The sequence below is a fragment of the Flavobacterium panacis genome, from assembly GCF_024649945.1.
In the GTDB taxonomy this organism is placed as follows: Bacteria; Bacteroidota; Bacteroidia; order Flavobacteriales; family Flavobacteriaceae; genus Flavobacterium; species Flavobacterium panacis.
In genome coordinates, this window is sequence record NZ_JANKMS010000002.1 from 42,480 (window position 1) to 65,121 (window position 22,642).

Annotated in this window: 23 protein-coding genes; 13 read left to right on the top strand and 10 right to left on the bottom strand. The window is 32.3% G+C overall.

The genetic code is table 11. From position 1 onward, the window contains the following. The first annotated feature begins 64 nt into the window (after positions 1–64). The gene (locus tag NQQ59_RS05070) at positions 65–2,287 is read left to right on the top strand and encodes an FUSC family protein (RefSeq protein ID WP_144214497.1); all 2,223 of its coding nucleotides are present in this window, start codon (positions 65–67) and stop codon (positions 2,285–2,287) included. A 36-nt stretch (positions 2,288–2,323) separates the two neighbouring features. Here NQQ59_RS05070 and NQQ59_RS05075 read toward each other — a convergent pair whose 3' ends face one another. After that, entirely contained in the window at positions 2,324–3,817 is a 1,494-nt protein-coding gene (locus tag NQQ59_RS05075) for a malate:quinone oxidoreductase (protein ID WP_144214498.1), read from the bottom strand. Positions 3,818–3,943: 126 nt separating this feature from the next. Further along, entirely contained in the window at positions 3,944–4,357 is a 414-nt protein-coding gene (gene ruvX / locus NQQ59_RS05080; protein ID WP_144214500.1) for a Holliday junction resolvase RuvX, read from the bottom strand. A 167-nt stretch (positions 4,358–4,524) separates the two neighbouring features. Here ruvX and NQQ59_RS05085 point away from each other — a divergent pair, with 167 nt between their 5' ends. Continuing rightward, positions 4,525–6,396 carry an LTA synthase family protein gene (locus NQQ59_RS05085; protein ID WP_144214502.1) on the top strand — a complete coding sequence of 624 codons (1,872 nt, stop codon included), beginning with the start codon at positions 4,525–4,527 and terminating at the stop codon, positions 6,394–6,396. A 69-nt stretch (positions 6,397–6,465) separates the two neighbouring features. On the opposite strand, the gene NQQ59_RS05090 is transcribed toward NQQ59_RS05085, so the two are convergent. Continuing rightward, complete coding sequence (locus tag NQQ59_RS05090; RefSeq protein ID WP_144214504.1) at positions 6,466–7,095, bottom strand: PAS domain-containing protein; 630 nt, start codon at positions 7,093–7,095, stop codon at positions 6,466–6,468. A 264-nt stretch (positions 7,096–7,359) separates the two neighbouring features. Here NQQ59_RS05090 and NQQ59_RS05095 point away from each other — a divergent pair, with 264 nt between their 5' ends. The 3 genes from NQQ59_RS05095 to NQQ59_RS05105 all read left to right on the top strand — a co-directional run bounded on the left by NQQ59_RS05095 (position 7,360) and on the right by NQQ59_RS05105 (position 10,139). Next, positions 7,360–8,175 carry a 2,3,4,5-tetrahydropyridine-2,6-dicarboxylate N-succinyltransferase gene (locus NQQ59_RS05095; RefSeq protein ID WP_091491210.1) on the top strand — a complete coding sequence of 272 codons (816 nt, stop codon included), beginning with the start codon at positions 7,360–7,362 and terminating at the stop codon, positions 8,173–8,175. 106 nt (positions 8,176–8,281) lie between these two features. Beyond that, positions 8,282–9,346 (top strand): glycosyltransferase family 9 protein, encoded by a 1,065-nt coding sequence (locus NQQ59_RS05100; RefSeq protein ID WP_144214506.1) that lies wholly within the window; start codon positions 8,282–8,284, stop codon positions 9,344–9,346. 10 nt (positions 9,347–9,356) lie between these two features. Then, positions 9,357–10,139 (top strand): glycosyltransferase family 2 protein, encoded by a 783-nt coding sequence (locus tag NQQ59_RS05105; RefSeq protein ID WP_144214508.1) that lies wholly within the window; start codon positions 9,357–9,359, stop codon positions 10,137–10,139. Positions 10,140–10,148: 9 nt separating this feature from the next. On the opposite strand, the gene NQQ59_RS05110 is transcribed toward NQQ59_RS05105, so the two are convergent. Next, positions 10,149–10,919, bottom strand: coding sequence for a Kdo domain containing protein (locus NQQ59_RS05110; RefSeq protein WP_144214510.1), 771 nt, complete (start codon positions 10,917–10,919; stop codon positions 10,149–10,151). A gap of 124 nt (positions 10,920–11,043) precedes the next feature. On the opposite strand from NQQ59_RS05110, the gene NQQ59_RS05115 reads away from it, so the two are divergent. Then, the gene (locus NQQ59_RS05115; RefSeq protein WP_144214512.1) at positions 11,044–12,144 is read left to right on the top strand and encodes a glycosyltransferase family 4 protein; all 1,101 of its coding nucleotides are present in this window, start codon (positions 11,044–11,046) and stop codon (positions 12,142–12,144) included. On the opposite strand, the gene NQQ59_RS05120 is transcribed toward NQQ59_RS05115, so the two are convergent. Then, positions 12,141–12,926, bottom strand: a complete 786-nt coding sequence (locus NQQ59_RS05120) for a DUF5672 family protein (RefSeq protein WP_144214514.1) — start codon at positions 12,924–12,926, stop codon at positions 12,141–12,143. The genes NQQ59_RS05115 and NQQ59_RS05120 overlap by 4 nt on opposite strands. Before the next feature lie 292 nt (positions 12,927–13,218). Here NQQ59_RS05120 and NQQ59_RS05125 point away from each other — a divergent pair, with 292 nt between their 5' ends. Then, the gene (locus tag NQQ59_RS05125; protein ID WP_144214516.1) at positions 13,219–13,788 is read left to right on the top strand and encodes an L-threonylcarbamoyladenylate synthase; all 570 of its coding nucleotides are present in this window, start codon (positions 13,219–13,221) and stop codon (positions 13,786–13,788) included. An 81-nt stretch (positions 13,789–13,869) separates the two neighbouring features. Here the strand turns inward: NQQ59_RS05125 and NQQ59_RS05130 are convergent, their stop codons facing one another. Then, complete coding sequence (locus NQQ59_RS05130) at positions 13,870–14,994, bottom strand: cysteine desulfurase family protein (RefSeq protein ID WP_144214518.1); 1,125 nt, start codon at positions 14,992–14,994, stop codon at positions 13,870–13,872. An 88-nt stretch (positions 14,995–15,082) separates the two neighbouring features. On the opposite strand from NQQ59_RS05130, the gene NQQ59_RS05135 reads away from it, so the two are divergent. Further along, entirely contained in the window at positions 15,083–16,066 is a 984-nt protein-coding gene (locus NQQ59_RS05135) for a hypothetical protein (RefSeq protein WP_144214520.1), read from the top strand. 139 nt (positions 16,067–16,205) lie between these two features. Here the strand turns inward: NQQ59_RS05135 and NQQ59_RS05140 are convergent, their stop codons facing one another. Then, the gene (locus NQQ59_RS05140; protein WP_144214522.1) at positions 16,206–16,757 is read right to left on the bottom strand and encodes a Smr/MutS family protein; all 552 of its coding nucleotides are present in this window, start codon (positions 16,755–16,757) and stop codon (positions 16,206–16,208) included. Position 16,758: 1 nt separating this feature from the next. After that, positions 16,759–16,908: a hypothetical protein gene (locus tag NQQ59_RS05145; protein WP_186296678.1), complete on the bottom strand. Its 150-nt coding sequence runs from the start codon at positions 16,906–16,908 to the stop codon at positions 16,759–16,761. Between the two features lie 149 nt (positions 16,909–17,057). On the opposite strand from NQQ59_RS05145, the gene NQQ59_RS05150 reads away from it, so the two are divergent. Then, the gene (locus NQQ59_RS05150) at positions 17,058–17,324 is read left to right on the top strand and encodes a DUF2752 domain-containing protein (RefSeq protein ID WP_257698169.1); all 267 of its coding nucleotides are present in this window, start codon (positions 17,058–17,060) and stop codon (positions 17,322–17,324) included. Between the two features lie 101 nt (positions 17,325–17,425). On the opposite strand, the gene NQQ59_RS05155 is transcribed toward NQQ59_RS05150, so the two are convergent. Then, positions 17,426–18,127, bottom strand: coding sequence for a DUF1003 domain-containing protein (locus NQQ59_RS05155; protein ID WP_144214526.1), 702 nt, complete (start codon positions 18,125–18,127; stop codon positions 17,426–17,428). Positions 18,128–18,317: 190 nt separating this feature from the next. Here NQQ59_RS05155 and epsC point away from each other — a divergent pair, with 190 nt between their 5' ends. From epsC to NQQ59_RS05175, 4 genes are all read left to right on the top strand, one after another. Further along, positions 18,318–19,109 carry a serine O-acetyltransferase EpsC gene (epsC, locus tag NQQ59_RS05160; protein ID WP_144219753.1) on the top strand — a complete coding sequence of 264 codons (792 nt, stop codon included), beginning with the start codon at positions 18,318–18,320 and terminating at the stop codon, positions 19,107–19,109. A 1-nt stretch (position 19,110) separates the two neighbouring features. Further along, on the top strand, positions 19,111–19,998 hold the full coding sequence (cysM, locus tag NQQ59_RS05165) for a cysteine synthase CysM (RefSeq protein ID WP_144214528.1): 888 nt from the start codon (positions 19,111–19,113) through the stop codon (positions 19,996–19,998). A 102-nt stretch (positions 19,999–20,100) separates the two neighbouring features. Further along, positions 20,101–21,087 carry an aldo/keto reductase gene (locus tag NQQ59_RS05170; RefSeq protein WP_144214530.1) on the top strand — a complete coding sequence of 329 codons (987 nt, stop codon included), beginning with the start codon at positions 20,101–20,103 and terminating at the stop codon, positions 21,085–21,087. Positions 21,088–21,199: 112 nt separating this feature from the next. After that, positions 21,200–21,604, top strand: coding sequence for a hypothetical protein (locus NQQ59_RS05175; protein ID WP_144214532.1), 405 nt, complete (start codon positions 21,200–21,202; stop codon positions 21,602–21,604). Positions 21,605–21,641: 37 nt separating this feature from the next. Here NQQ59_RS05175 and NQQ59_RS05180 read toward each other — a convergent pair whose 3' ends face one another. Beyond that, a complete protein-coding gene (locus NQQ59_RS05180) occupies positions 21,642–22,517 on the bottom strand; it encodes a sensor histidine kinase (protein ID WP_257698150.1) in 876 nt (291 codons plus the stop codon). Positions 22,518–22,642 lie beyond the last annotated feature (125 nt).

A 22,642-nucleotide genomic window follows, 5' to 3' on the forward strand; every position in this document is an offset into this window, starting at 1 on the left:
TCTCAGCTATAATTATGCCAAAATCACTGCTACAATTCTTATCTTTGATTGTAAACTTTACTTTATGATTGACAAAATTTCAAAATTTACCAACAGCACCTCTTTTTTCAACGCCTCAAAAGTAACTATTGCCGCTGTTGTTCCTGTTTTGGTTTTAAATTTTTTAGGTCATTTTGAAATTGGATTCACTATTGCTTTAGGTGCTTTTTATACTTATCCGAGTGATATTCCGAGTTCTCTTAGTCATAAGATTAAAGGATTAATCGCGGCTTCTTTTATCGTTTCGGGAGTAAATCTTTTAGTAAATCTTGTTTATCCCTATCCTTTTCTTTTTTATATCTTTTTAGGTTTTCTGTTGTTTTTATGTTCCATGATTTCGGTTTACGGACAAAGAGCAACTTTAATTTCTTTTTCGGCTTTATTATCTATTTCTCTTTCTTTTGGACATTTACACGAAGGATGGGAAGCTTTTCAATATTCAGGTTTTATTTTTGTTGGAGGAATTCTCTACTTAATCGTATCTCTGATCTTTCATTTTGTACAACCTTATAAATATGTAGAATTACAAATTACTGAAGGCATTAAACTTACTGCCAAGTATTTAAAACTAAGAGGAGATTTATGGAGTCCCGAAGCCAATAGAAAAGCCATTATTGAAAAACAACTTGCCATTCAGGTTGATCTGAATCTGATACACGAAGATTTAAGAAAATCATTAATCGGAAATCAGAACTCCTCAGGAATTACAAGCCAGAACCGAAAAATGCTTTTGGTTTTTATCACTTTGGTTGAAATTCAGGAATTAGCACTTTATACTTCTTTTGACCATAGTAAACTTCACGAAAAATTTGCCAAACATCCAAATGTTTTACGAACCTATCAAAATGTGGCTTACAAACTAGCTTCAACTCTTAAGAAACTTTCAAAAAATGTACGTCATATCAGCGTTTATGTAGACAAACAGGATTTAAAAAACGAATTGGACGCTCTGGAATTTGCTATTTTTGATTATGAAAAAACATTAGGAAAAGAAGAAGCTGCCGAAGGCGTCCTGATGTTGACCAATATGCTGAAATATGCTAAAAATCAGGTTGGAAAAATAAAAACCATTCAGCGTGCACTTTCTTTGGCAATGCAATCCTATAAATTAAAGGACAAAGACAAAGAACTGGAGAAGTTCTTAACGCCGCAATATTATCCGTTGCGAACTTTAATCGAGAATCTAAGTTATTCTTCATCCATTTTCAGGCATTCGATACGATTAACCATTACGATTTTGATTGGATTTTTCCTTGGTCAGATTCTACCTTTTCAAAACGTCTATTGGATTCTGTTAACCATCGTTGTAATCATGCGACCTGGTTATGGTTTAACAAAAGAGCGCTCTTACAACAGAATGTTCGGAACTGTCTTAGGAGGAATTCTTGCTTTCGGAATCGTATCTATTATTCAAAACCACGTAGCTCTCAGTATTTTTTCTATAATCTGTATGCTAGTAGGAATTTCGTTTACACAAATCAATTACAAAATCAGCGCAACTTTTGTTACGATGTATGTTGTTTTTATTTACGGAATTCTAACTCCCGATATCAATGAAGTGATTCAGTACAGAATATTAGATTCACTTGCTGGAGCAGTTTTAGCGTTTATTGCCAATCAATTCTTGTGGCCGGCTTGGGAATTTATCAATACACCCATTCATATTGAAAATTCAATTCGTGCCAACAGAACATATTTAAAAGAAATTGCTGATTTTTATAATCAAAAAGGAGAAGTTCCGACTTCTTATAGATTAGCCAGAAAAAATGCTTTTGTAGAAATTGGTAATTTGATGACTTCTTTCCAGCGCATGATGCAGGAACCAAAATCGAAGCAAAAAACAATGCCATTGGTTAATAAATTAGTCGTATTAAATCATTCTTTATTATCGGCTTTAGCGTCACTTTCAACTTATATACAGTCGCATCAGACTACGTCTGCATCAGAATCTTTTAATTATATCATTAAAACGATTTTAGCCAATTTAGACCATTCTATTGCCGTTTTAAGAAATGAAACCATTCTCACAGATACTTTTTTTGAAAAAGAAGATGTAACCCTGCAATTTGAAGAATTAAAACGAAAAAACTTTTCCAGACTTGCTGCAGACGATGATTTAGACAAAGAGACACGTCAGGCAAAAATGCAGGAAGCGTCAATGGTTATCGAGCAATTAATTTGGATGAGTAACCTTGCCGAAAAAATACTTAAAAACACAACCGACCTAAAAGCAACAAATCCAGATTAATTCATCTGGATTTGTTTTTTTATATTGACAAGAAGTTTATTTAATCTTTAAAACTTCCGCTGTATGTTTTCTAAGCTCTGCTAAAAGCTCTGGTTTATCATTTAAAGTTTGACCATAAGAAGGAATCATTGTTTTTAATTTTGCTTCCCATTCTGGCGTTTTAATTTGATTTGCAAAACATCTACCAATCAAATCAACCATAATTCCAACAGCTGTAGAAGCTCCTGGAGAAGCACCTAATAAAACAGCCAAAGTTCCATCATGAGTATTGATCACTTCTGTTCCAAATTCTAAAACTCCACCCTCTTTTTCATCTTTTTTAATAACCTGAACACGTTGCCCCGCTTTTTCTAATTTCCAGTCTTTAGAACGTGCACTTGGCAAATATTCACGTAAAGCTTTCATTCTGTCTTTTGGAGACTGACGAACCTGCTCAATTAAATATTTTGTCAAAGGAATATTGTGGTATCCAGCAGCTAACATCGGAATTAAGTTATTAGCCTTAATTGACATTGGCAAATCAAGGTAAGAACCGTTTTTTAAGAAACGAGTTGAAAACCCTGCAAATGGACCAAAAAGAAGTGCTTTTTCTCCATCAATTACACGAGTATCTATATGAGGAACAGACATTGGAGGAGCTCCAACACTTGCTTTTCCGTAAACTTTTGCTGCGTGTTTTGCAATAATTTCAGGGTTTGTACATTTTAACCATTGTCCACTTACTGGAAAACCTCCGTAACCATTTCCTTCTGGTACGTTTGCTTTTTCTAATAAAGGTAAAGAACCTCCACCAGCACCAATAAATACAAATTTAGTATAGGCTTTACGTTTTTGTCCAGTAGACAAATCTGTAATTTTTATTCTCCAAGATTTATCTTCACGTTGTCTTAGTTTTTTAACTTCATGGTTAAAATACAAATTAACGCCATCTAATTTCTCTAAGTAATTGAACATACTTCTGGTTAAAGCACCAAAATTTACATCGGTACCAATTTCCATATGTGTTGCTGCCAGTTTTTCGTCAGCATTACGACCTTCCATCACTAATGGCATCCATTTTTGCAACTGATCAAAATCAGTACTGAAAGTCATTTCTGCAAAGATTGGATTGCTTTGAAGAATTTCAAATCTCTTTTTTAAATAATCAACGTTTTTATCACCCCACACAAAACTCATATGAGGAACGCTTTTAATAAAATTATCTGGAGAAGGAACTTTATTTTCCTGCACTAAGTAAGACCAAAACTGTCGAGAAATCTCAAATGATTCTGCAATACTTATTGCTTTTTTAGGATCTATACTGCCGTCTGCCTTTTCTGGAGTATAATTTAATTCACAAAAAGCAGAGTGTCCAGTTCCGGCATTGTTCCAAGCATCGGAGCTTTCTGCTGCGGCAACATCTAATCTTTCGTAAATTTCAATTTTTATATCTGGTTGTAATTCTTTCAAAATTACTCCAAGAGTGGCACTCATTATTCCAGCGCCAATGAGTACTACATCACTATTTGAACGTATGGTTTCGTCAGGCATAACAGTATTTTTATTTAAAGTGCAAAGGTACTTTTTTAATTGCAAAAAAAAACTAATTTTTACAGGATAAAAGTTAGGATTTTCTAAAAACCATTAAATTATAAACAAAAAATACGTCGAACAGTGTTATTTTTTTGAAGAAAGATAATCTTGAAGCATAATTGTAGCCGAAATTTCGTCTATCAAACCTTTATTCTGACGCTGCTTTTTATTTAACCCACTGTCGATCATGGTTTGGAATGCCATTTTTGAAGTAAAACGCTCATCAACTCTGATCACTTTCATTTCCGGAAAAACATTCGAAAAATGGGTTGCAAAACCATTAATTACAGAAGCACTTTCTGAAGGCTGCCCGTTCATCTGTTTTGGTTCACCAATTAAAACTGCTTCTACCTTTTCTTTGACAAAATAATCTTTTAAAAAATCAATTAAAGTATGTGTTGGAATTGTAGTTAAACCTGAAGCAATAATCTGCATTTCGTCTGTAACTGCTATTCCTGTACGTTTTTGTCCGTAATCTATAGAGAGAATTCTTGGCATAATTTAATTTTTAACAAAAGTAAAAATTTTAATGCTTCTATTGGATTTTAATACAAAACAAATGTCTTTTACTGGTATAAAAAAAACTTTTATCTCCATTTAAAGATATATCCAAAAAATATTTTTGCGCAGAAAATTCACCCGAATTCAATCTATCAGTCGCATAAGTGAGTAATTACAAAAAGAACTTAATTTTATTTCTAAAAAGATTCATTTTAATTATTGCAGTCTATCAAATCTGCAGAATCCTGTTTTATTTTGTCAATAGTGAATCATTTAGCAATTTAAGCACAACAGTATTTGCAGGTGGTTTGCTTTTTGACATTGCTGCGGTTTCCTATATTAATATCCCTTTTTTAATTGCACATCTTATTCCTGGTAATTTCAAATACAATATTAGGCATCAGAAGATTGTACTTTTGCTATTTTATATTGTGAATCTTACTTTTATCGCAACCAACTTCATTGACATTATTTATTATCGTTTTACTGGTCGAAGAAGCACTTTTTCAATGATTACAGCAAACGGAATGGAGCATGACGCTATAAGACTCATTCCTTCTTTTTTAACAGAATTCTGGTATATCGCATTTCTCTTTTTAGTAACAGGTTTTATTTTATGGAAGCTACTTCCAAAAGTAAACCGCACAATAAAAATCAAAAGATTATCCCAAAAAGATTACCTACAAAAGATTGTTCTTATTGTTATTTCAATTTTTGTAATTCTTTTAATGATTCGTGGAGGAATACAAAAGAAGCCCATTAAAATTGTCGACGGAATGAAATATGGGAACTTAAACACCTCGGCTTTGGTACTCAATACACCTTTTACCATTCTAAAAACTGCCTTTAAGAAAAAAGAACTAGAAAAAGTCAATTATTATAATGAAACAGAATTAAACTCAATCTTTAATCCTGTCTTATCACTAAATCCTAAAGCACATTGCAACAAAAAAAATGTGGTCATCATTATTTTAGAGAGTTTTGGCAACGAAAACATTCAATGTGGTCAAACTCCTTTTTTGGATTCATTAATTACCAAATCGCATTATTTTAAAAATGCCTTTGCCAATGGAAAAGTCTCTATTGATGCAGTTCCATCAACAATATCTAGTATTCCCAGCTTAATGAATAACTCATTTATCACTTCAGGATATGCACTAAATAAAACAAAAAGTCTTCCGCAGATACTAAAAGAAGAAGGTTACAATACTTCCTTTTTTCATGGTGCTTTTAACGGAAGCCAAAATTTTGACCAATACTGTAGAGTTGCCGGTTTTGATGAATATTACGGAAAAGATGAATATTTCGGAACTCCAGCATTTGATGAGAAATGGGGCGTTTTTGATGAAGAGTTTTTACATTTTTTTGCTTCTAAGTTAACCGCATTCAAACAACCATTCTTTAGTACTTTATTTACTATATCTTCTCATAACCCTTATATAATCCCTGAAAAGTATAAAGGAAAATTCCCAAAAGGAAACACGGAAATTCAGGAAAGTATAGCTTACACTGATTATTCTCTACGCAAGTTTTTCAAAACAATACAAAAAGAAAATTGGTATAAAAACACTCTTTTTGTCATAACGGCAGACCACACTTCTTCAAGCGGAACCAGAGATATAGACAAAACAAATATTGGAAAATTTAGAATTCCAATACTTTTTTTAGATCCTTCAAATCAAGAATTCAATGTTACTGACGAAAAAAACTTCCAGCAAATTGATATCATGCCAAGCATTTTGGATTACTTAAATGTAAAAGCCAACATTGTTAGTTTTGGAAAAAGCTACACTTCAAAAGAAAACTTCGTAGTTTATTACCTTCAAGGAACATATCATTGCATTATAGACGATTACTATCTTGCTTATAGTAACAACCAAACCATTGGACTTTATAATTGGAAAAAAGATCTCCATTTAAAAACTAACTTAATGGATATTGATAAGCCGAAAACAAAAGAACTAGAACGTTTCCTGAAAGCCTACATTCAGTCCTTTAACAATAGAGTAATAGACAATCAATTAGTCGTAAATTAAAAAAATCCGCCCCGAAAAAATTCAAGACGGATTCTATCCAAATATTCAAACCTAAAAAATAACTCAAATTTATCTTCCGAACAATCGACCAAAAAAGCCTCTGTGCTCTTCCTCTTCTCCATCCTCTTCTTCAACATAATTAGCAAATTTAGATTGTGCTTTTTCATGTTCGAAAATCAACTCCTTAATATATTCAACGTAACTTCTCTTCTTTTCTTCCAAAAATCCGATTAAGTACTTTTCACTAAATTCAACTCCGCTTGCCGCTTCGATTTGCAAAAGCTTTTTGTACAAAGGTTCAATATGCATTGCAATTACTTCTTGAGGAACAGATTGTCTTCTTGCGAAATAATTCACAATGACATCATTTTCGTCACGTGCAATTTCAAAATCGGTAATTACCCAATAGTATCTTCCAGATTTTGCCAGATTTTTGACAACAGCATGAAAGTTTTTTCCCTGTTTTAAATTTTCCCAAAGCACTTTAAAAATAACTTTTGGCATATCAGGGTGACGTATAATATTATGCGGCTGCCCCATTAATTCGTAATCTTCATAACCACAAACATCAACAAAAACCTCGTTGGCATATTCGATAATGCCAAATGCATTTGTTTTACTCATAATAACCTGCGTTTTATCCCAAGTTACCTCTTTGTCAATGATGACTCTGTTCTGAAGTTGATTTTCTTGATTCATATTTTACTGCTTATATGATTAATGTATTGAATGGAATGTTTTTCAATGATGCGAAATTAGAGAGAAGAAAAAATAGAAAATCTGACTTTTGTCATATTTTGACATAAAAAAAACTTATAGAGATAATTAAAGCAAAAATTAGCTTATTCATGATTTTTGCTATTTTACAAATAAGAAACAAAAAGTTAAACCTGTAACATTTTCAAGTCGTTTTGCTTTTTTGCATTTCTTCAAATACCTTATCTTTGCCAAAAATTTAAACATATGAATTCTTTACAGACTATAATTGAACAAGCTTGGGAAAACAGAGCTTTACTACAAGAAACTACAACAACAGATGCCATTAGAGAAGTAATCGAATTGGTAGACGCAGGAAAACTACGTGTTGCTGAACCAGTTGGTGACAAATGGCAAGTAAACGAATGGGTTAAGAAAGCGGTTGTAATGTATTTCCCAATTCAAAAAATGGAAACATGGGAATCTGGTATTTTCGAATATCACGATAAAATGTTACTTAAAAGAGATTATGCTGCAAAAGGAATTCGTGTGGTACCAAATGCTGTTGCTCGTTACGGTGCTTATATCTCAAGCGGTGTTATCTTAATGCCAAGTTATGTAAATATTGGTGCTTATGTTGACGAAGGAACTATGGTTGACACATGGGCAACTGTTGGAAGCTGTGCACAAATTGGTAAAAATGTTCACTTAAGTGGTGGTGTTGGTATTGGTGGTGTTCTTGAGCCATTACAAGCTGCTCCTGTTATTATTGAAGATGGTGCTTTCATCGGATCTCGTTGTATCGTTGTTGAAGGTGTTCACGTTGGTAAAGAAGCCGTTCTTGGAGCAAACGTATGTTTAACAGCATCTACTAAAATTATTGACGTTACAGGTGATGAACCAGTTGAAATGAAAGGTTTCGTTCCTGCTCGTTCAGTAGTTATTCCTGGAAGCTATACTAAAAAATTCGCTGCCGGAGAATATCAGGTTCCTTGTGCATTAATCATTGGTACTCGTAAACCATCTACAGACTTAAAAACTTCATTAAACAATGCGCTTCGCGAATACGACGTTGCTGTATAAGGTTTAAAAGCTAAATATTAAAAATCCAAATTCCAATTGATTATGATATTGGAATTTGGATTTTTTTTGCTTCAATTTGTAGTCCGTTAACACAACACTATTTTAGATGAAGATACTTGTCATTCAACAAAAAATGATCGGAGATGTTCTAGTCAGCAGTATTATTTGCAATAATCTTAGAACTGCTTATCCAGACGCACAAATTGATTATCTGGTTTATGCTTCAACAACACCAGTTTTGGAAGTAAATTCAAGTATAGATAATATCATTTTGTTTGAAGAAAAACATAGAAAAAGCAAAAAAGAACTTCTAAAATTAGGACTGCAACTTCGAAAAGAAAATTACGACTTACTAATTGATGCTTATTCAAAATTAGAAAGCTGGATTTTGGTTTTATTAAGTAATGCCAAAAGAAAAATTTCATACAAAAAACCAGGAAGAACCTTTTTATATACTGATAATGTTCCGTTTGAACCTTTTCCTAAAACTAATTTAGGATTAGCAATTGAAAGAAGACTTTCGTTACTAGAACCACTGCATCTTAAAACAGCAATTGATCCTATTCCTAAATTGTTTGTTTCTGAAAAAGAAAATCAAGATGCTATAGCTTTATTTGAAAAACATCAAGTTAGAAAAGACCGAAAAACAATCATGATCAGCCTTTTGGGAAGCGAAAAACTTAAAACCTACCCTTTAGAATTTATGTCAAAAGTGGTTGATTATGTTGCAGACAATGCTGATGTAAATATCCTTTTTAATTATTTCCCAAAACAATTAGAAGAAGCCAAAACGGTTTTTAATGCTTGTAAACCATCTACTCAAAATAAAATTTACTTTGATTTATTAGGAGGTGATTTAAGGTCGTTTATTGGTTTAGTAAATCAATGCGATGCTATTATCGGGAATGATGGTGGTGCAATAAATATGGCAAAAGCATTAGAAAAACCTTCTTTTATCATTTTTTCTCCATGGATTGAAAAGAAAATCTGGGCTACATTTGAAGACGGAATTCATCATCTTTCTGTACACCTAAAAGATTATCGTCCGGCTTTGTTTGAAAACAAAACAGAAAAAATGCTAAAAAAAGAATCTCTGGATTTGTATGAAAAATTCCTACCTGAGTTTTTTGAAGATAAAATCAAATCATTCTTAGATCAAAACGGTTTTTAATTAAGTCTCAATGGTTTCTTCAGAAAAACAGCTTTTAACGGCCTTGATCATTACGCACAATGAAGAGCAAAACATTCGTTCTGTTTTGGAAAATCTTTCATTTGCAGACGAAATTATCGTTGTAGATTCTTTTAGTTCTGACCAGACATTTGAGATTGCCTCTTCTTTTGAAAATGTTAGAGCTGTACAGCACGTTTTTGAAAACTTTGCCACACAGCGCAATTTTGCCTTAAGCTTGGCTTCAAATCCTTGGATTCTTTTTATAGACGCCGACGAACGATTGACTTCTGAACTTGAAAAAGAAATCGAGCTCGTAATCAATCAAAACAATAATATTGCTGCTTATTTCATGTACCGCACTTTTATGTTTAACACTAAAAGATTGCGTTTTAGCGGCTGGCAAACTGATAAGATTATTCGATTATTCAAAAAAGAAAATGCTTTTTACAATCATGAAAAAATCGTTCATGAAAAACTGATTATAGACGGAGAAACCGGAAAACTACGAAACAAGTTGATTCATTTTTCTTATTCTTCTTTTGCTGACTATAAACAAAAAATGATTTTTTACGGAAAATTAAAAGCGCAGGAAGAATTGGCCAAAAACACAAATCCGAATTTCTTTCATTTTTATATTCGTCCGGTTTATCAATTTATAAATCAATATTTAATTCGTTTTGGATTTCTTGATGGTAGAGCCGGTTTGATAATTTGTTATCTAAATGCTTTGAGTGTTGCAGTTCGTTTTCAGGAACTAAAAAAAATCAAAACACTGCAACAACAAACCTGTTAAACCTGATTTTTAAGATTTTTTCCAGAATTTTAGTTTTTTCTTCAGCCTTTTCTTTTTTGCAAAACTTTCCTGAAAATCTACTGTTGCCTGCCACATTTTTTCAAAAATTTCAGCTTCACTTTTACCCTTGTAGTATTTCGAATATTCGTTACTCATTACAGCAACCATTTCTTTTTTAGGCGTTAAACGACTGAAATTGTTCATTCTTTGCTCAAAATTCATGTCATCATGAAAATTCATTCGATTTAAATCAACCAAAAAGAATGCATATTGATCATTATCCATTTTCTTTATCAGCGTATTTCCCGGTGAATGATCTAAAAATTCAATACCTTTTTCATGAAGATCAAAGCAAAACTTACTAAACTGTCTCAGAATGTTATCATGATCTGGATAGCCTGGAATTTCGACTAATTCTCTATATGTTAATTCCGTTACTAAATGCTCGCTTACATAGTAACTATCTCTTAAACCAATAAAATTGAAATTTTCAAGGAATGCAATTGGTTCTGGTGTTCCAATGCCTTTTTCAAGTAAAATTGTAGCGTACTCAAAAGAACGTCTTGCTTTTGACTTTCTAAAATATTTGTAAGCAACCTTGTTTACGATATTCGGAATCTTGAATGATTTGATGTTAATGGTTTTTCCATTCAAATCAAACAATTTAATTTTATTACGATCTCCATTTCCAAAAAGTTCACCTGAAGAATTAAAATCACTTATAATTTGCGCTATATAATTCTGGTCCTGTTTAAATTTTTCGCTGATTTTTAATGGCATAATAAATATCTGTGGTTTTTTAAAGTTCAAAAATAACTAAATGCTTCGATACAATAATAAAAACATTGATTTAATTATATATATAGTATTTTTCTTATATTTTTGTAAAAGTTAAATTTTAGAAATGAAAATATTAAACGTTACATCAATAACTGAATTAAGAGGTGGCGATGCTCAAATGTACACCGTTTACAAACTCCTTAGTAAGGAAGCTGATATTAAACAATACATCTTATGTCCAGAAGATTCGATTCTTGCTTCAATTTGTAAAAATGATAATGCAAATTTTTTTACTTATAAAAAAAATCGATTAAAACTATTCAATTTAGCGCAATCAATTATCAAAATTTGCAAAACCGAATCCATAAAAATCCTTCATATTCACGACTCATCTGCCTTAAATGCTGCTTTGATTGCCTTAAAGTTTTTAGATAAATCAATCTCTTTAATATTAAGTAGAAAAAGAAATAATAAAATCAAGGATAAATTTCTAAATAGATACAAATATTCGCATCCACGAATTCAAAAAATTATTTGTGTATCAAAAGCTGTAGAAGCTATTTTTGATAAAATAATTGCAGATCAAACCAGATTAGAAACCATTTACGATGCCATAGATGTTGAAAAATTTGCGCAAAAAAAGAGTCAAAATCTTTTACACAAGGAATTTAATTTTTCCGACGATACAAAAATAATTGGTAATATTTCTGGTCTTACCAATCAAAAAGACATCTATACTTTTATTGACAGTGCTAAAAAAATCAAAGCTAAAAACAAGAAATCCTACCCAATAAAATTCATTGTAATTGGTGATGGGCCATTAAAGAAAGATTTGATTAATTATACCATCACAAATGGGTTAGAAAATGATCTTTTTTTTACTGGTTTTAGAAACACAATCGATTTACTACCTGAATTTGATGTGTTTTTATCCACTTCAATCACAGAAGGGCTCCCTTTGACTATCTATGAAGCTTTTGCTTCAAAAATCCCTGTTGTATCAACCAAAGCAGGCGGAATACCTGAAGTTATTACAGATTGGGAAACAGGATTTCTGGCATCTTTTAAAGATTCCGAAACCTTATCTGAAAGGGTAATAACAATCTTAGAAGATTCTGCCCTACAAGAAAATCTAAAAGCAAACTCCTTTAAATTAGTTAAAGAAAATCACGACCTCGATATCATGAAAAGAAATTATTATACTTTTTACAAAAGCATATCTTAATACTGATCAATTATAGGTTTCCAAAAATGGATTACTTTCGGTTTATTAATTGCATGACAACCAAACGGAAGCTCGTTGTTTGTTAATTTCATCGCCAGATTAGGTTTTCTGTCCATTGCAAAATAAACTGCTTCTTTATAATCGGGAATTTTAAAATTAGGATCAAAATCAATTGCTTTCAGAGACCAGAAAACATCTTCTATAGCGTATATTTTCTTTTCTTTTGCATTTAAAGTTTCTGTAATAAAGTCTTGCTGATTTTTTGTAATAGCATAATGCGAAGCAACTTTACGCAATGAAAAACCACCGTTTCCAACTTTAAAGAATGTTTGCTCACGTTCATTTTTCTTTTTAGATCGAAACAATCTCGCTACTTTATTAAAAATATTCATTCCAAAAGAATCGGTAGAGGTAGCGATCCAAGGCGCTCCGATGTAATCGTATCCTTTTTGACACCATTTTAATAGATCATCTCTAAAAACAAAGGCATCCAACTGATAAATTAAAATATACTCAGAATCTAAAAAGCTTTCATAAAAAACGGGTGACAATAACAATTCATTATAACCATTTATGGTGGCAAAATAATGTTTAGCGAAACTTTTGAAAGTTAGATTTTCAAATTGGTCTGAAAGATAAGAACAGTTTAAACCTTCCGGATGTACAATTACAATTTCATAATCTTTTAAGATTTTGCAACATTGCAAAAATGATTTTTCTTCAAGTTCTCCAAAATATTCCTTGTAAACAGGAATGATTACTTTCGCTATTTTTTTATTCATGTGGCATTTTAAAAATTAATTCTGTTTTCCGAAATACAATTGACATAAAAAAATGATTGTCAATTACAGTTCATTTTTCCTGATATTCTAACTTTAACCGCAAAAATAATCTTATAAATTACAAAACCTTGTTTATTGTAAATTAAATTTACATTTTTTAGTAATTAAACTTTTTTCCTTGAAAACTCATTAAAACAGACTCAAATAATTCTAAGCAAAGAAATGAATAATTAAAAAACATTAAATCTTTCGGAGTTTGATTATTATCTTTGTCGAAATTAAAGTTTTTTTCATGGAAAATATCAATCAGGAGGTTATCAACGCTTACGAAGTCATTAAAGAAGGAGGTATCATTCTTTATCCTACCGACACGGTTTGGGGAATTGGTTGTGATGCTACAAATGCAGAAGCTGTTGCTAAAATCTATAAATTAAAACAACGTGCAGAAACTCAAAGTATGATTGTTTTGATGAATGGTGAAAAAATGATGTATAATGTTTTTAAAAACATTCCTGAAGTTGCTTGGCAAATTTGGGATTTATCAGACAAGCCAACAACTTTAATTTTAGATGATCCTAGAAACGTTGCACCAAATATTATTGCAGCAGACAAATCTCTGGGAGTTCGATTAGTAAAAGAGCCTTTTTGTTACAAATTAATGGAAAGAATGAAAAAACCTTTAGTTTCAACTTCGGCTAATATTTCTGGACAGCCTACTCCGATTGCCTTTAAAGACATTAGTCCAGAAATCGTAAATGGTGTTGATTATGTTGTTAAATTGAATCAAGACAAGATTAACGGAAAATCTTCTACGATTATTAAATTGACTAATGATTCACAAGTAAAAGTGATTCGTAAATAATTTTAGATTTCAGAGTTTAGATTTTAGATTAAATTTAAACTCTGAAAACTTAGCATCTTAACTTCTCAGAATCTTAGCAACTTAAATTGTTTTCAAACTCTCAATAAGCCAATCGATATCTTCTTTGGTATTATAATGGCTAAACGAAATTCTAAGATTAGGAAGTTTTAAATCGGCTTCAGAAAGCATTTCGTTCAAAACATGTGAAGGCTTAATACTTCCCGATTGACAAGCACTTCCTCTTGAAACTGCAATTCCTTTCATATCTAAACTAAACAACAACATGGATGTTTTATCTGATGAAAAAGGTAAAATAATATTAATTATATTATAGAAATCTTCTTTCTTTCCGTTAATTCTAAAATCAGGAAAATGAATTTCTAACTGTTCAATAAGATAATTTTTTACGTTAGAAATATAAGCTCTTTCCTCATTCAGATTTTCATAAGAAATAGTCAAAGCTTTAGCCATTCCCGCAATTTGATGAACTGCTTCGGTTCCTGCACGAAGTCCTTTTTCTTGTTCTCCACCAAAAAGCAATGGTTGTATTCCTGAATTTTTTCTAACAAAAGCAAAACCAATTCCTTTTGGTCCGTGAAATTTATGCGCACTCGCCAGAATAAAGTCAACAGGAGTCTTTTGTAGATCAATTTCTGTTTTTCCGATAGACTGAACCGTATCTGAATGAAACAAGGCGTTATATTGCTTGCAAATAAGTCCAACACGATCCAGATCTAAAATTGTTCCGGTTTCGTTATTTACATGCATCAAACTTACTAATGTCTTTTTTTCTTCAGCCAATAAATTTGATAAATGTGTCAAATCAAGACTTCCGTCCGAATTCACATTTACATAATCAACTTGGATTTTATATTCTTCTTGAAGTGCCCAAACTGTATGCAAAACTGCATGATGTTCAATTTTAGAAGTAATAATTCGTTCTACTTTCAAATCTTCCACTGCAGATCGCAGAATCCAGTTATCGGCTTCTGTACCTCCCGATGTAAAAATAATCTCCTGAGCAGTACAATTTAAGTGTTTGGCAATACTCTTTCTTGAAAGTTCTATTATCGTTTTACTATTCCGTCCAAAACTATGTGTTGACGACGGATTACCAAAATCCTCCAGCATTACTTTAGTCATTTCCTGAATTACTTCAGGACGCATTGCTGTTGTTGAGGCATTATCTAGATATACTTTTTTCATTACTGCAAAGTTAACAAATATCAATTGTCAAATGTTCAATATCATTTGCCATTTTTTTCACTATTTTTGACCCAAATAAATTTTTACAATGAAAAAATACGCTTTTATTATATTATTTATCCTGTTTCTGAATGGATGTGATGACGGAGATTTAACCGTAGACACAATAGACTTTGAAAGTGTTACAACCTCTCAGGCCTGTGATACGACAAACACTTTAATCTACAAATTAAAAGATCAGGAAGCTCTTTTACTGCAAATGCCTTCTGGTTCAATTATTAACGACAATAAAAAATATGACTACGTAATTGACTCGAAAGGAAACGGACAGTATCGAGTGGTATACAGAGCTTATGACGGAACAGTTGCTACAACTAATATCTGTGGTATTATTCCTCCAAGCACTCCTAAAGTAACACAAGAATGGCTTGGAAAAGACGGTGTTATACATATCGAATCTACACAGATAGATAAAACAAATACAACAGATGATGGTACCAGAATAACCGGCTACAGTCACAGTATTGTATTTCAAAATATAACATTTGCAAAACCATCTGGAGATCAGACTCAGGCGAAGTATGTATTTGGATCTTTCCAAACCACAGTAACTCCTGCCGATTTTACATTTAGAACTAATCCAAACGGAACGATTTATGAATGTGGAAATTTTAAGAAAATATACAATTACAATAATTCATTCTATCTATCAATTGAAGATGTCGATCCTGAATTATTTGAAAATGTAGTAACTCCAGCAAATCAACCAAGAACTAGATTGATTGAAGAAACTAAGAATAAGGTTTTTTATAAAACAGTAAAAACGGGTACTGGTTCTTTTTCCGAATCTTACATCTGTACTCCAACCGCAACTCCTGTAGTTGATCAAACTTGGACAGGGCAACTTGGGGTGGCTAGTGTGTCTGGTATTATCGAAGTTTCTACTACTCTTACTGCAAAAACTTATACCCACACCATCGTACTTAAAAATGTAATTTTACAAAGAGACAATAGTACTTTTAAACTAGGAAGCCGTTTTACTTTAGGTGCTATTGAAAGAACTGTAAATTAAAAAAGACAAATAATAGAACAACAATTAATTCTTACAAAAAACGTCTGTTTTTCTAAGCTGATTTTAACACTAAATCAGATCGAAAAACAGACGTTTTTTTATGCTCAAAAAAGAACATTTTAAAGCAAGTTTATTTTGTTTATTTATTGTTTTGTCTAAAATAAACTTCTGTTGCACCAAGACCATATTTTTGATAATTGGCATCCTGAAAATCTATTCCGTCATATCGGCCTAGCAAAAAATCTAATTCCGCTTTTAAAATTCCTTCGCCAACACCGTGAATAAAAACGATTTTCGGAATACGGTTTCTGATCGCAAATTCAATGTGTCTTTTCGCCGTTTCGGTTTGCAAAGTCAAAATATCAAAATTAGACATCCCTCTTTTATTTGGAACCAATTTTTCGATGTGTAAATCGAATTCTGGAACTCCAACATCGCGTTTATCTTTCTTTTCTTTGACAAAACTTCTCGGTTTTGGTCCCGTTTTTTCTTTTGAAATTTCATCTAAATCAAATCTTTTAATAGAATTCATTAAATTACTGGCATCTTGAACCTTAAGCAATTCATTGACAAAAAATGTCATCATAAATCCATCTGTAGTTTCTATTAAAACTTCATTGTTTTTGACCGAAACAACTGTTCCGTTTATGGCTTCGTCAAGAACCGAAACCTTATCTCCTTTTGCCAGCATCCTACTCTTCTTTATCGTTATTTTTACTTGGTGTTTTAGCGCTCAACTGCATCATCCCAAACATGAAAACTACAATTGCAATAATCATGATGTATATATTTTTTTCTTCTGAAACCTGCTCATAAAACGCAACCGAAATCGCAAGAATCATTATTATAATTTTAAAAGCCTTCATTAATTTTAAAGTTTAAAAAGTCAAAAGTATAAAACTTTCAAATATCACTTCTATTCTACTTCAAACGTTTGTCATATTTTTTTAGTAAAATTGCAAAAAGAATTATCATGACTTTAGAGAAATACATGATCCCATGTTTATTCAAAACCATCTTTGGTTTCGAGTGTCTGGGCTGTGGTTTTCAGAGGTCTTTATTCTTACTTTTTCAGGGGCAGTTTTTAGCCGCTTTCAAAATGTATCCAGCCATATATTCTTGTCTTTTACTCTTCACTTTTATAGCATTTCATTATTTAGACAAATCCAAAAATTACAAGAAATTAATTTGGAGAATGGCAATTATAAATCTCTTTTTTATGCTTGGAGGTTATTACTTCAAACACTTTTATTTTTAGATTTTAGATTTTCTAAAAAATCGTTTCGCTCTTTTTTGGAATTTGGGATTTAAAAAATTGGACTCGAGCGATAGCGAACAGGCGAAGCAATTTCAAACAACTTATCTCTTTATCTGATTCAAAATATCGTTCATCATTTCAATTTGAACTTTCTGAATTTCGATTAATTCTTGTTGCTGGTGCATAATCAAATGATCAATTTTATCGTGAATCATTCTAATTTCTAATTCTGATTTTAGATTAATCATATAATCTTTTTTAGCACGGTTTCGGTCTTTTTCTTCTTGACGATTTTGACTCATCATAATCACTGGCGCTTGCAAAGCCGCAACACAGGAAAGAATCAAATTTAGAAGAATAAAAGGATAGGGATCAAAACCTTTGTTTAAAAAAATGTAAACATTCGAACCAATCCAGATTGTAATAAATACGACAAACGAAATAATAAACGTCCAACTTCCACCAAAATCGGCGACTTTATCGGCTACTCTTTGCCCTAAATTGCGTGTTTCTTCTTCATCTTCCACAATGCTAACAATCGATTTATCTTCTTTTAATGAAGAAATCACATTTTTCTCCATTGCCGTAAGTGCCCCGATTTCTGTCGAAAGATAGTTTGAAATATATTTTTGACGGTAAACATTTAATTCGTTAACTGCAATACAATCGTCATCATTAAAATCAGGAAATTCCTTTTTAATTAAACCCAAAATTGGATCATGAATCGATTTGCCACAGATTTTTTCGTTTTCAGCAAAAGATAGCCCTGAAATTGCACTTTTAAATGTCTGGTTGTTTTTCATTTTTATTTGTTTTGAAAGCTAATTTACGTAATTAACTTCTTAAGAATAGCATAAAAAAGAACTGTTTCTGATTCGTTTTTTATCACAAATGAGGTTTTCTACAGAAAATTTCTTTAGTTAAATCGTGACTGTATTTCCAAAAAACGCCTTACTTTTAACGTTCCAAAATTATTCATTCATTTTTACCATTGTGACAAAAGACACTATCATACAAAACATAAAGGCTTTAAAGAGTCATTCACATATAAATTACGGTATTAAAACCAAAACAGAAGACTTTACGGAAAAGCTTTTTTATACTCTTTTTGATTCAAATGCTTCTCTTGATGAAAGTATTGATGAATTAGAAATACGCTTTAAAGAAATTGCGGTTTTAGCTTGCAAAAAACCTCAAAATTTATGCGAATCCATTTGGGACAGATTTCTTGAAAAACTTCCAGGTGTTTTAGAAAAACTAAATCAGGATGCAGAATATATCTTAGAAAATGATCCAGCTTCAAACAGCATTGACGAAGTATATTTAGCTTATCCCGGTTTTTACGCCATCGCTATTTACAGATTAAGTCACGAATTGTACAATTTAGATTTACTTCTTTTCTCTCGACTAATGAGCGAATATGCGCATAGAATTACTGGAACTGATATTCATGCCGGAGCCGATATTGCCTCTCCGTTTTTTATTGATCACGCAACTGGAATCGTAATTGGAGAAACTACTGTGATCAAAAAACATGTAAAAATTTATCAAGGTGTTACGCTTGGTGCATTGAGTGTAAGCAAAGAGATGAAAAATGCAAAAAGACACCCAACAGTCGAAGCAAATGTCTGTATTTATGCTAATGCAACCATTTTAGGAGGTGAAACTATAATAGGTAAAAACAGTATTGTTGGGGGAAATGCCTGGGTTACGAAATCTATTCCTGAAGATTCGATCGTTTTAAATACCACTACAACTGAAGTTAAAATAAAAGAAAAAAAATAAAATGGGTCCACAGAAATTATTAAACCTGATTGGAAACACTCCTTTGATGGAAACCGTCAATTTGGTTCAAAATAAAAATGTAAAACTACTGCTTAAGCTTGAAGGAAACAATCCTGGCGGAAGCGTAAAAGACAGAGCTGCATACAACATGATCGCTGCTGCTCTGGAAAGAGGCGATATTAAAAAAGGGGACAAACTAATTGAAGCAACCAGCGGAAATACCGGAATTGCATTGGCCATGATTGCACAATTATTTGGCATTGAAATCGAATTGGTTTTACCTGAAGATTCTACAAAGGAAAGAACTCAAACCATGCGTGCTTATGGCGCTACGGTTATTTTAACGCCAGCTAGCGAAGGAATTATCGGTTCTCGTGATTATGCTGACAAAAAAGTGGCTCAAGGCGGTTATTTGATGTTAAATCAGTTTGCTAATGATGATAACTGGAAAGCACATTACAAAACAACCGGACCTGAAATATGGAATGATACGGAAGGAACTGTTACCCATTTTGTTTCGGCAATGGGAACAACCGGAACGATTATCGGAACTTCGACTTATTTAAAAGAAAAAAATCCAAATATTCAGATCGTTGGAGCACAGCCAAGTGACGGTTCTCAGATTCCTGGAATCCGTAAATGGCCACAAGAATATCTTCCTAAAATTTTTGATGCTTCTAAAGTGGACACTGTTATTGACGTAAGCGAAGAAGAAGCACGTGCAATGACTAAAAGACTAGCTCTAGAAGAAGGCGTTTTTGCAGGAATGAGCAGCGGCGGTTCTGTTGCCGTAGCCTTAAAAATCGCCGAAAAATTAGAATCAGGAGTCGTAGTTGCCGTAATCTGCGACAGAGGAGACAGGTATTTGTCTTCGGATTTATTTGACTAATTAAAAAAGGTACTAAGCTACTAAGATACTAAGGTTCTAAGGTTTTGGAAACTTAAAAAACTTAGCTACTTAGCACCTCACAACCTTAGAAGCTAAAAAAAAATGAACTACAGAAAACTAGGAAAAACAAACTTTAATATCTCTGAAATCTCACTTGGTACTTGGCAGGTTGGAGGAAAATGGGGATCGGGTTTTGATGATAAAACTGCTGATGAACTTTTGAACACAGCGATAGACAATGGGGTAAACTTCATTGATACAGCAGACGTTTATGAAAATGGATTAAGCGAAACTGCAGTTGGACGTGTCGTTCGTTCGAGATCTGAACGTATTTTTGTAGCTACAAAATGCGGACGTCAAATTAATCCGCATGTAAATGAAGGATATACACCGAAAGTACTTCAAAAATTTGTGGAAGACAGTTTAAAAAGAACTGGTTTAGAAACTTTAGATTTAATTCAGTTACACTGTCCGCCAACCGAAGTATATTATCGTCCAGAAATTTTTGAACTTTTTGATCGTTTAAAAGAGCAAGGAAAAATCCTTAACCTTGGTGTAAGTGTCGAAAAAGTTGAAGAAGCTTTAAAAGCGATTGAGTACGATAATGTAACAACGGTTCAGATTATATTCAATTTATTTCGTCAGCGCCCGTCTGAATTGTTTTTCGCTGAAGCGAAGAAAAAAGACATCGGAATTATTGCAAGAGTTCCTTTAGCAAGCGGACTTTTAACGGGTACATTCAGCGAAAAAACAACTTTTGCCCCTCAAGATCACCGTAACTTCAATCGTAACGGAGAAGCTTTTGATAAAGGAGAAACTTTTTCAGGAATCGATTATGACCTTGGACTAAAAGCAGTTGAAGCTTTAAAAGCATTATTTCCAGGATCAGAAAATCTGGCTCCAATTGCATTACAATGGATTTTAAGTTTTAACGAAATAAGCTGTATTATTCCAGGTGCTTCAAAAGTAAGCCATGTATTATCGAATTTATCCGTTTATGATACTCCACAATTAACTGCTGAACAAATTTCGGCAATGAATAAAATCTACAACGATTACATCAAACCTTCTGTTCATCAACTTTGGTAATAATACCATTTAGGCATGCAAATAATATTTTTAAGTTTTTTCTCTCATAATCACGCAACCATTTATGGTTTATTGCATCTAGTTATAAAATACTAACCAATAAACCGTAATTATGAAAAAGTTATCCTTTTTTCTGCTAACAATCTGCATGACTATTACTTCCTGCAGTAAAGACGAAAGCTCGCGAGAAGAAGAACAAGCAAGGCTTGACAAAATGTCTGATGAACTTATTGAATATTCTCAAGTCAATTCCAAAACCTGTACTAATCCAGCAGATTGGGACATCCTAAAATATGGTGAAAGTGCTTGTTCAGGCTTCTACATTTATAACAAAAGTGTAGATGCCGCTGTTTTTAAAAAGAAAGTCGATAGCTATCGCGAAGCCAGAAGTAAGTTTGACGCTAAATGGGGTGTTTATTACGACGCTTACCCGTGTGAAACAGTAGTTATGAATACAAGAATATCGTGCGTAGAAGGAAAAGCAACTTTAGTTTATGATAATACCAAAGGGCAATAAAACAATTGAGGTTACTAAAAATTAGTAACCTCATGTTTTATATATCAAATTCTATTTTAAATTCGGCACCACGATTTTTTCCATCGCTCGAAGCGCTTAATCGGCCTTTATTACGTTCTATAATTTTCTTGCACAAGTACAATCCAATTCCAGTAGAACCTTCATTTGCAGTTCCGAGTCGACTCATTTTGGTGAATTTCTTAAACAATTCTTCAATCTGATGTTTATCAAAACCAATTCCTGAATCTTTAACCGTTAGAATCAATTTAGCATCTTCAGAATAAATTTTCACTTTAATTTCACTATCAAAATAAGAGAACTTTACGGCATTGCTTATCAAATTAACTAAAACCTGAATCAAAAGACCTTCGTCTATTTTAAGTTTGGCTTCAACACATTCTAAAACCAAATTTAGTTTTATATTTTTATCAAATAAGCGCTGTTCCACTTGTTCATTGATAAATGGAAGAATATTAGGAAACAGAACCGTTTTTATTTCTGGATTTATCTTAACAACTTCATCTTGTTCTTTTAGCAGTTTTATAAAGTTTTCTATATATCTAAATTGTAAATCTGTTGATTCACAAATTAATTCTGCTAGATTTTTAATTGATTCTGAAGGATCTTCGCTTATAATCAATTTTGCTAATCCCTGCGGATTTCCGGCAAAGTTTTTTAAATCATGCGAAAGCATATAAACCAAATCTTGTTTTTCGTTGATAAAACTTTCTGCTTCTAAAATTGATTCTTGAATATTACATAAAAGCAATCCTGCTTCATCTGTATATTCTGTTGGCAGAACAGAAAGTTTTCTGAAACTACGGTAATCATCTAATGCTTTTGAAGCTTTTTTAATTGGATTTATTAATCTGTTTAAAACCAAAAGTGTGATAGCGGTTGCCAGCAAGGTCATAATTAGCGAAAAAACTAAAATTGAAGTGGGTGAAATACTGTGCTTAAAATACAATACAAAAAATAAAATTCCTATTAGAGGAATATGAATACCGATAAAAGCAACAAAAAGGAACTTAAAAGCAT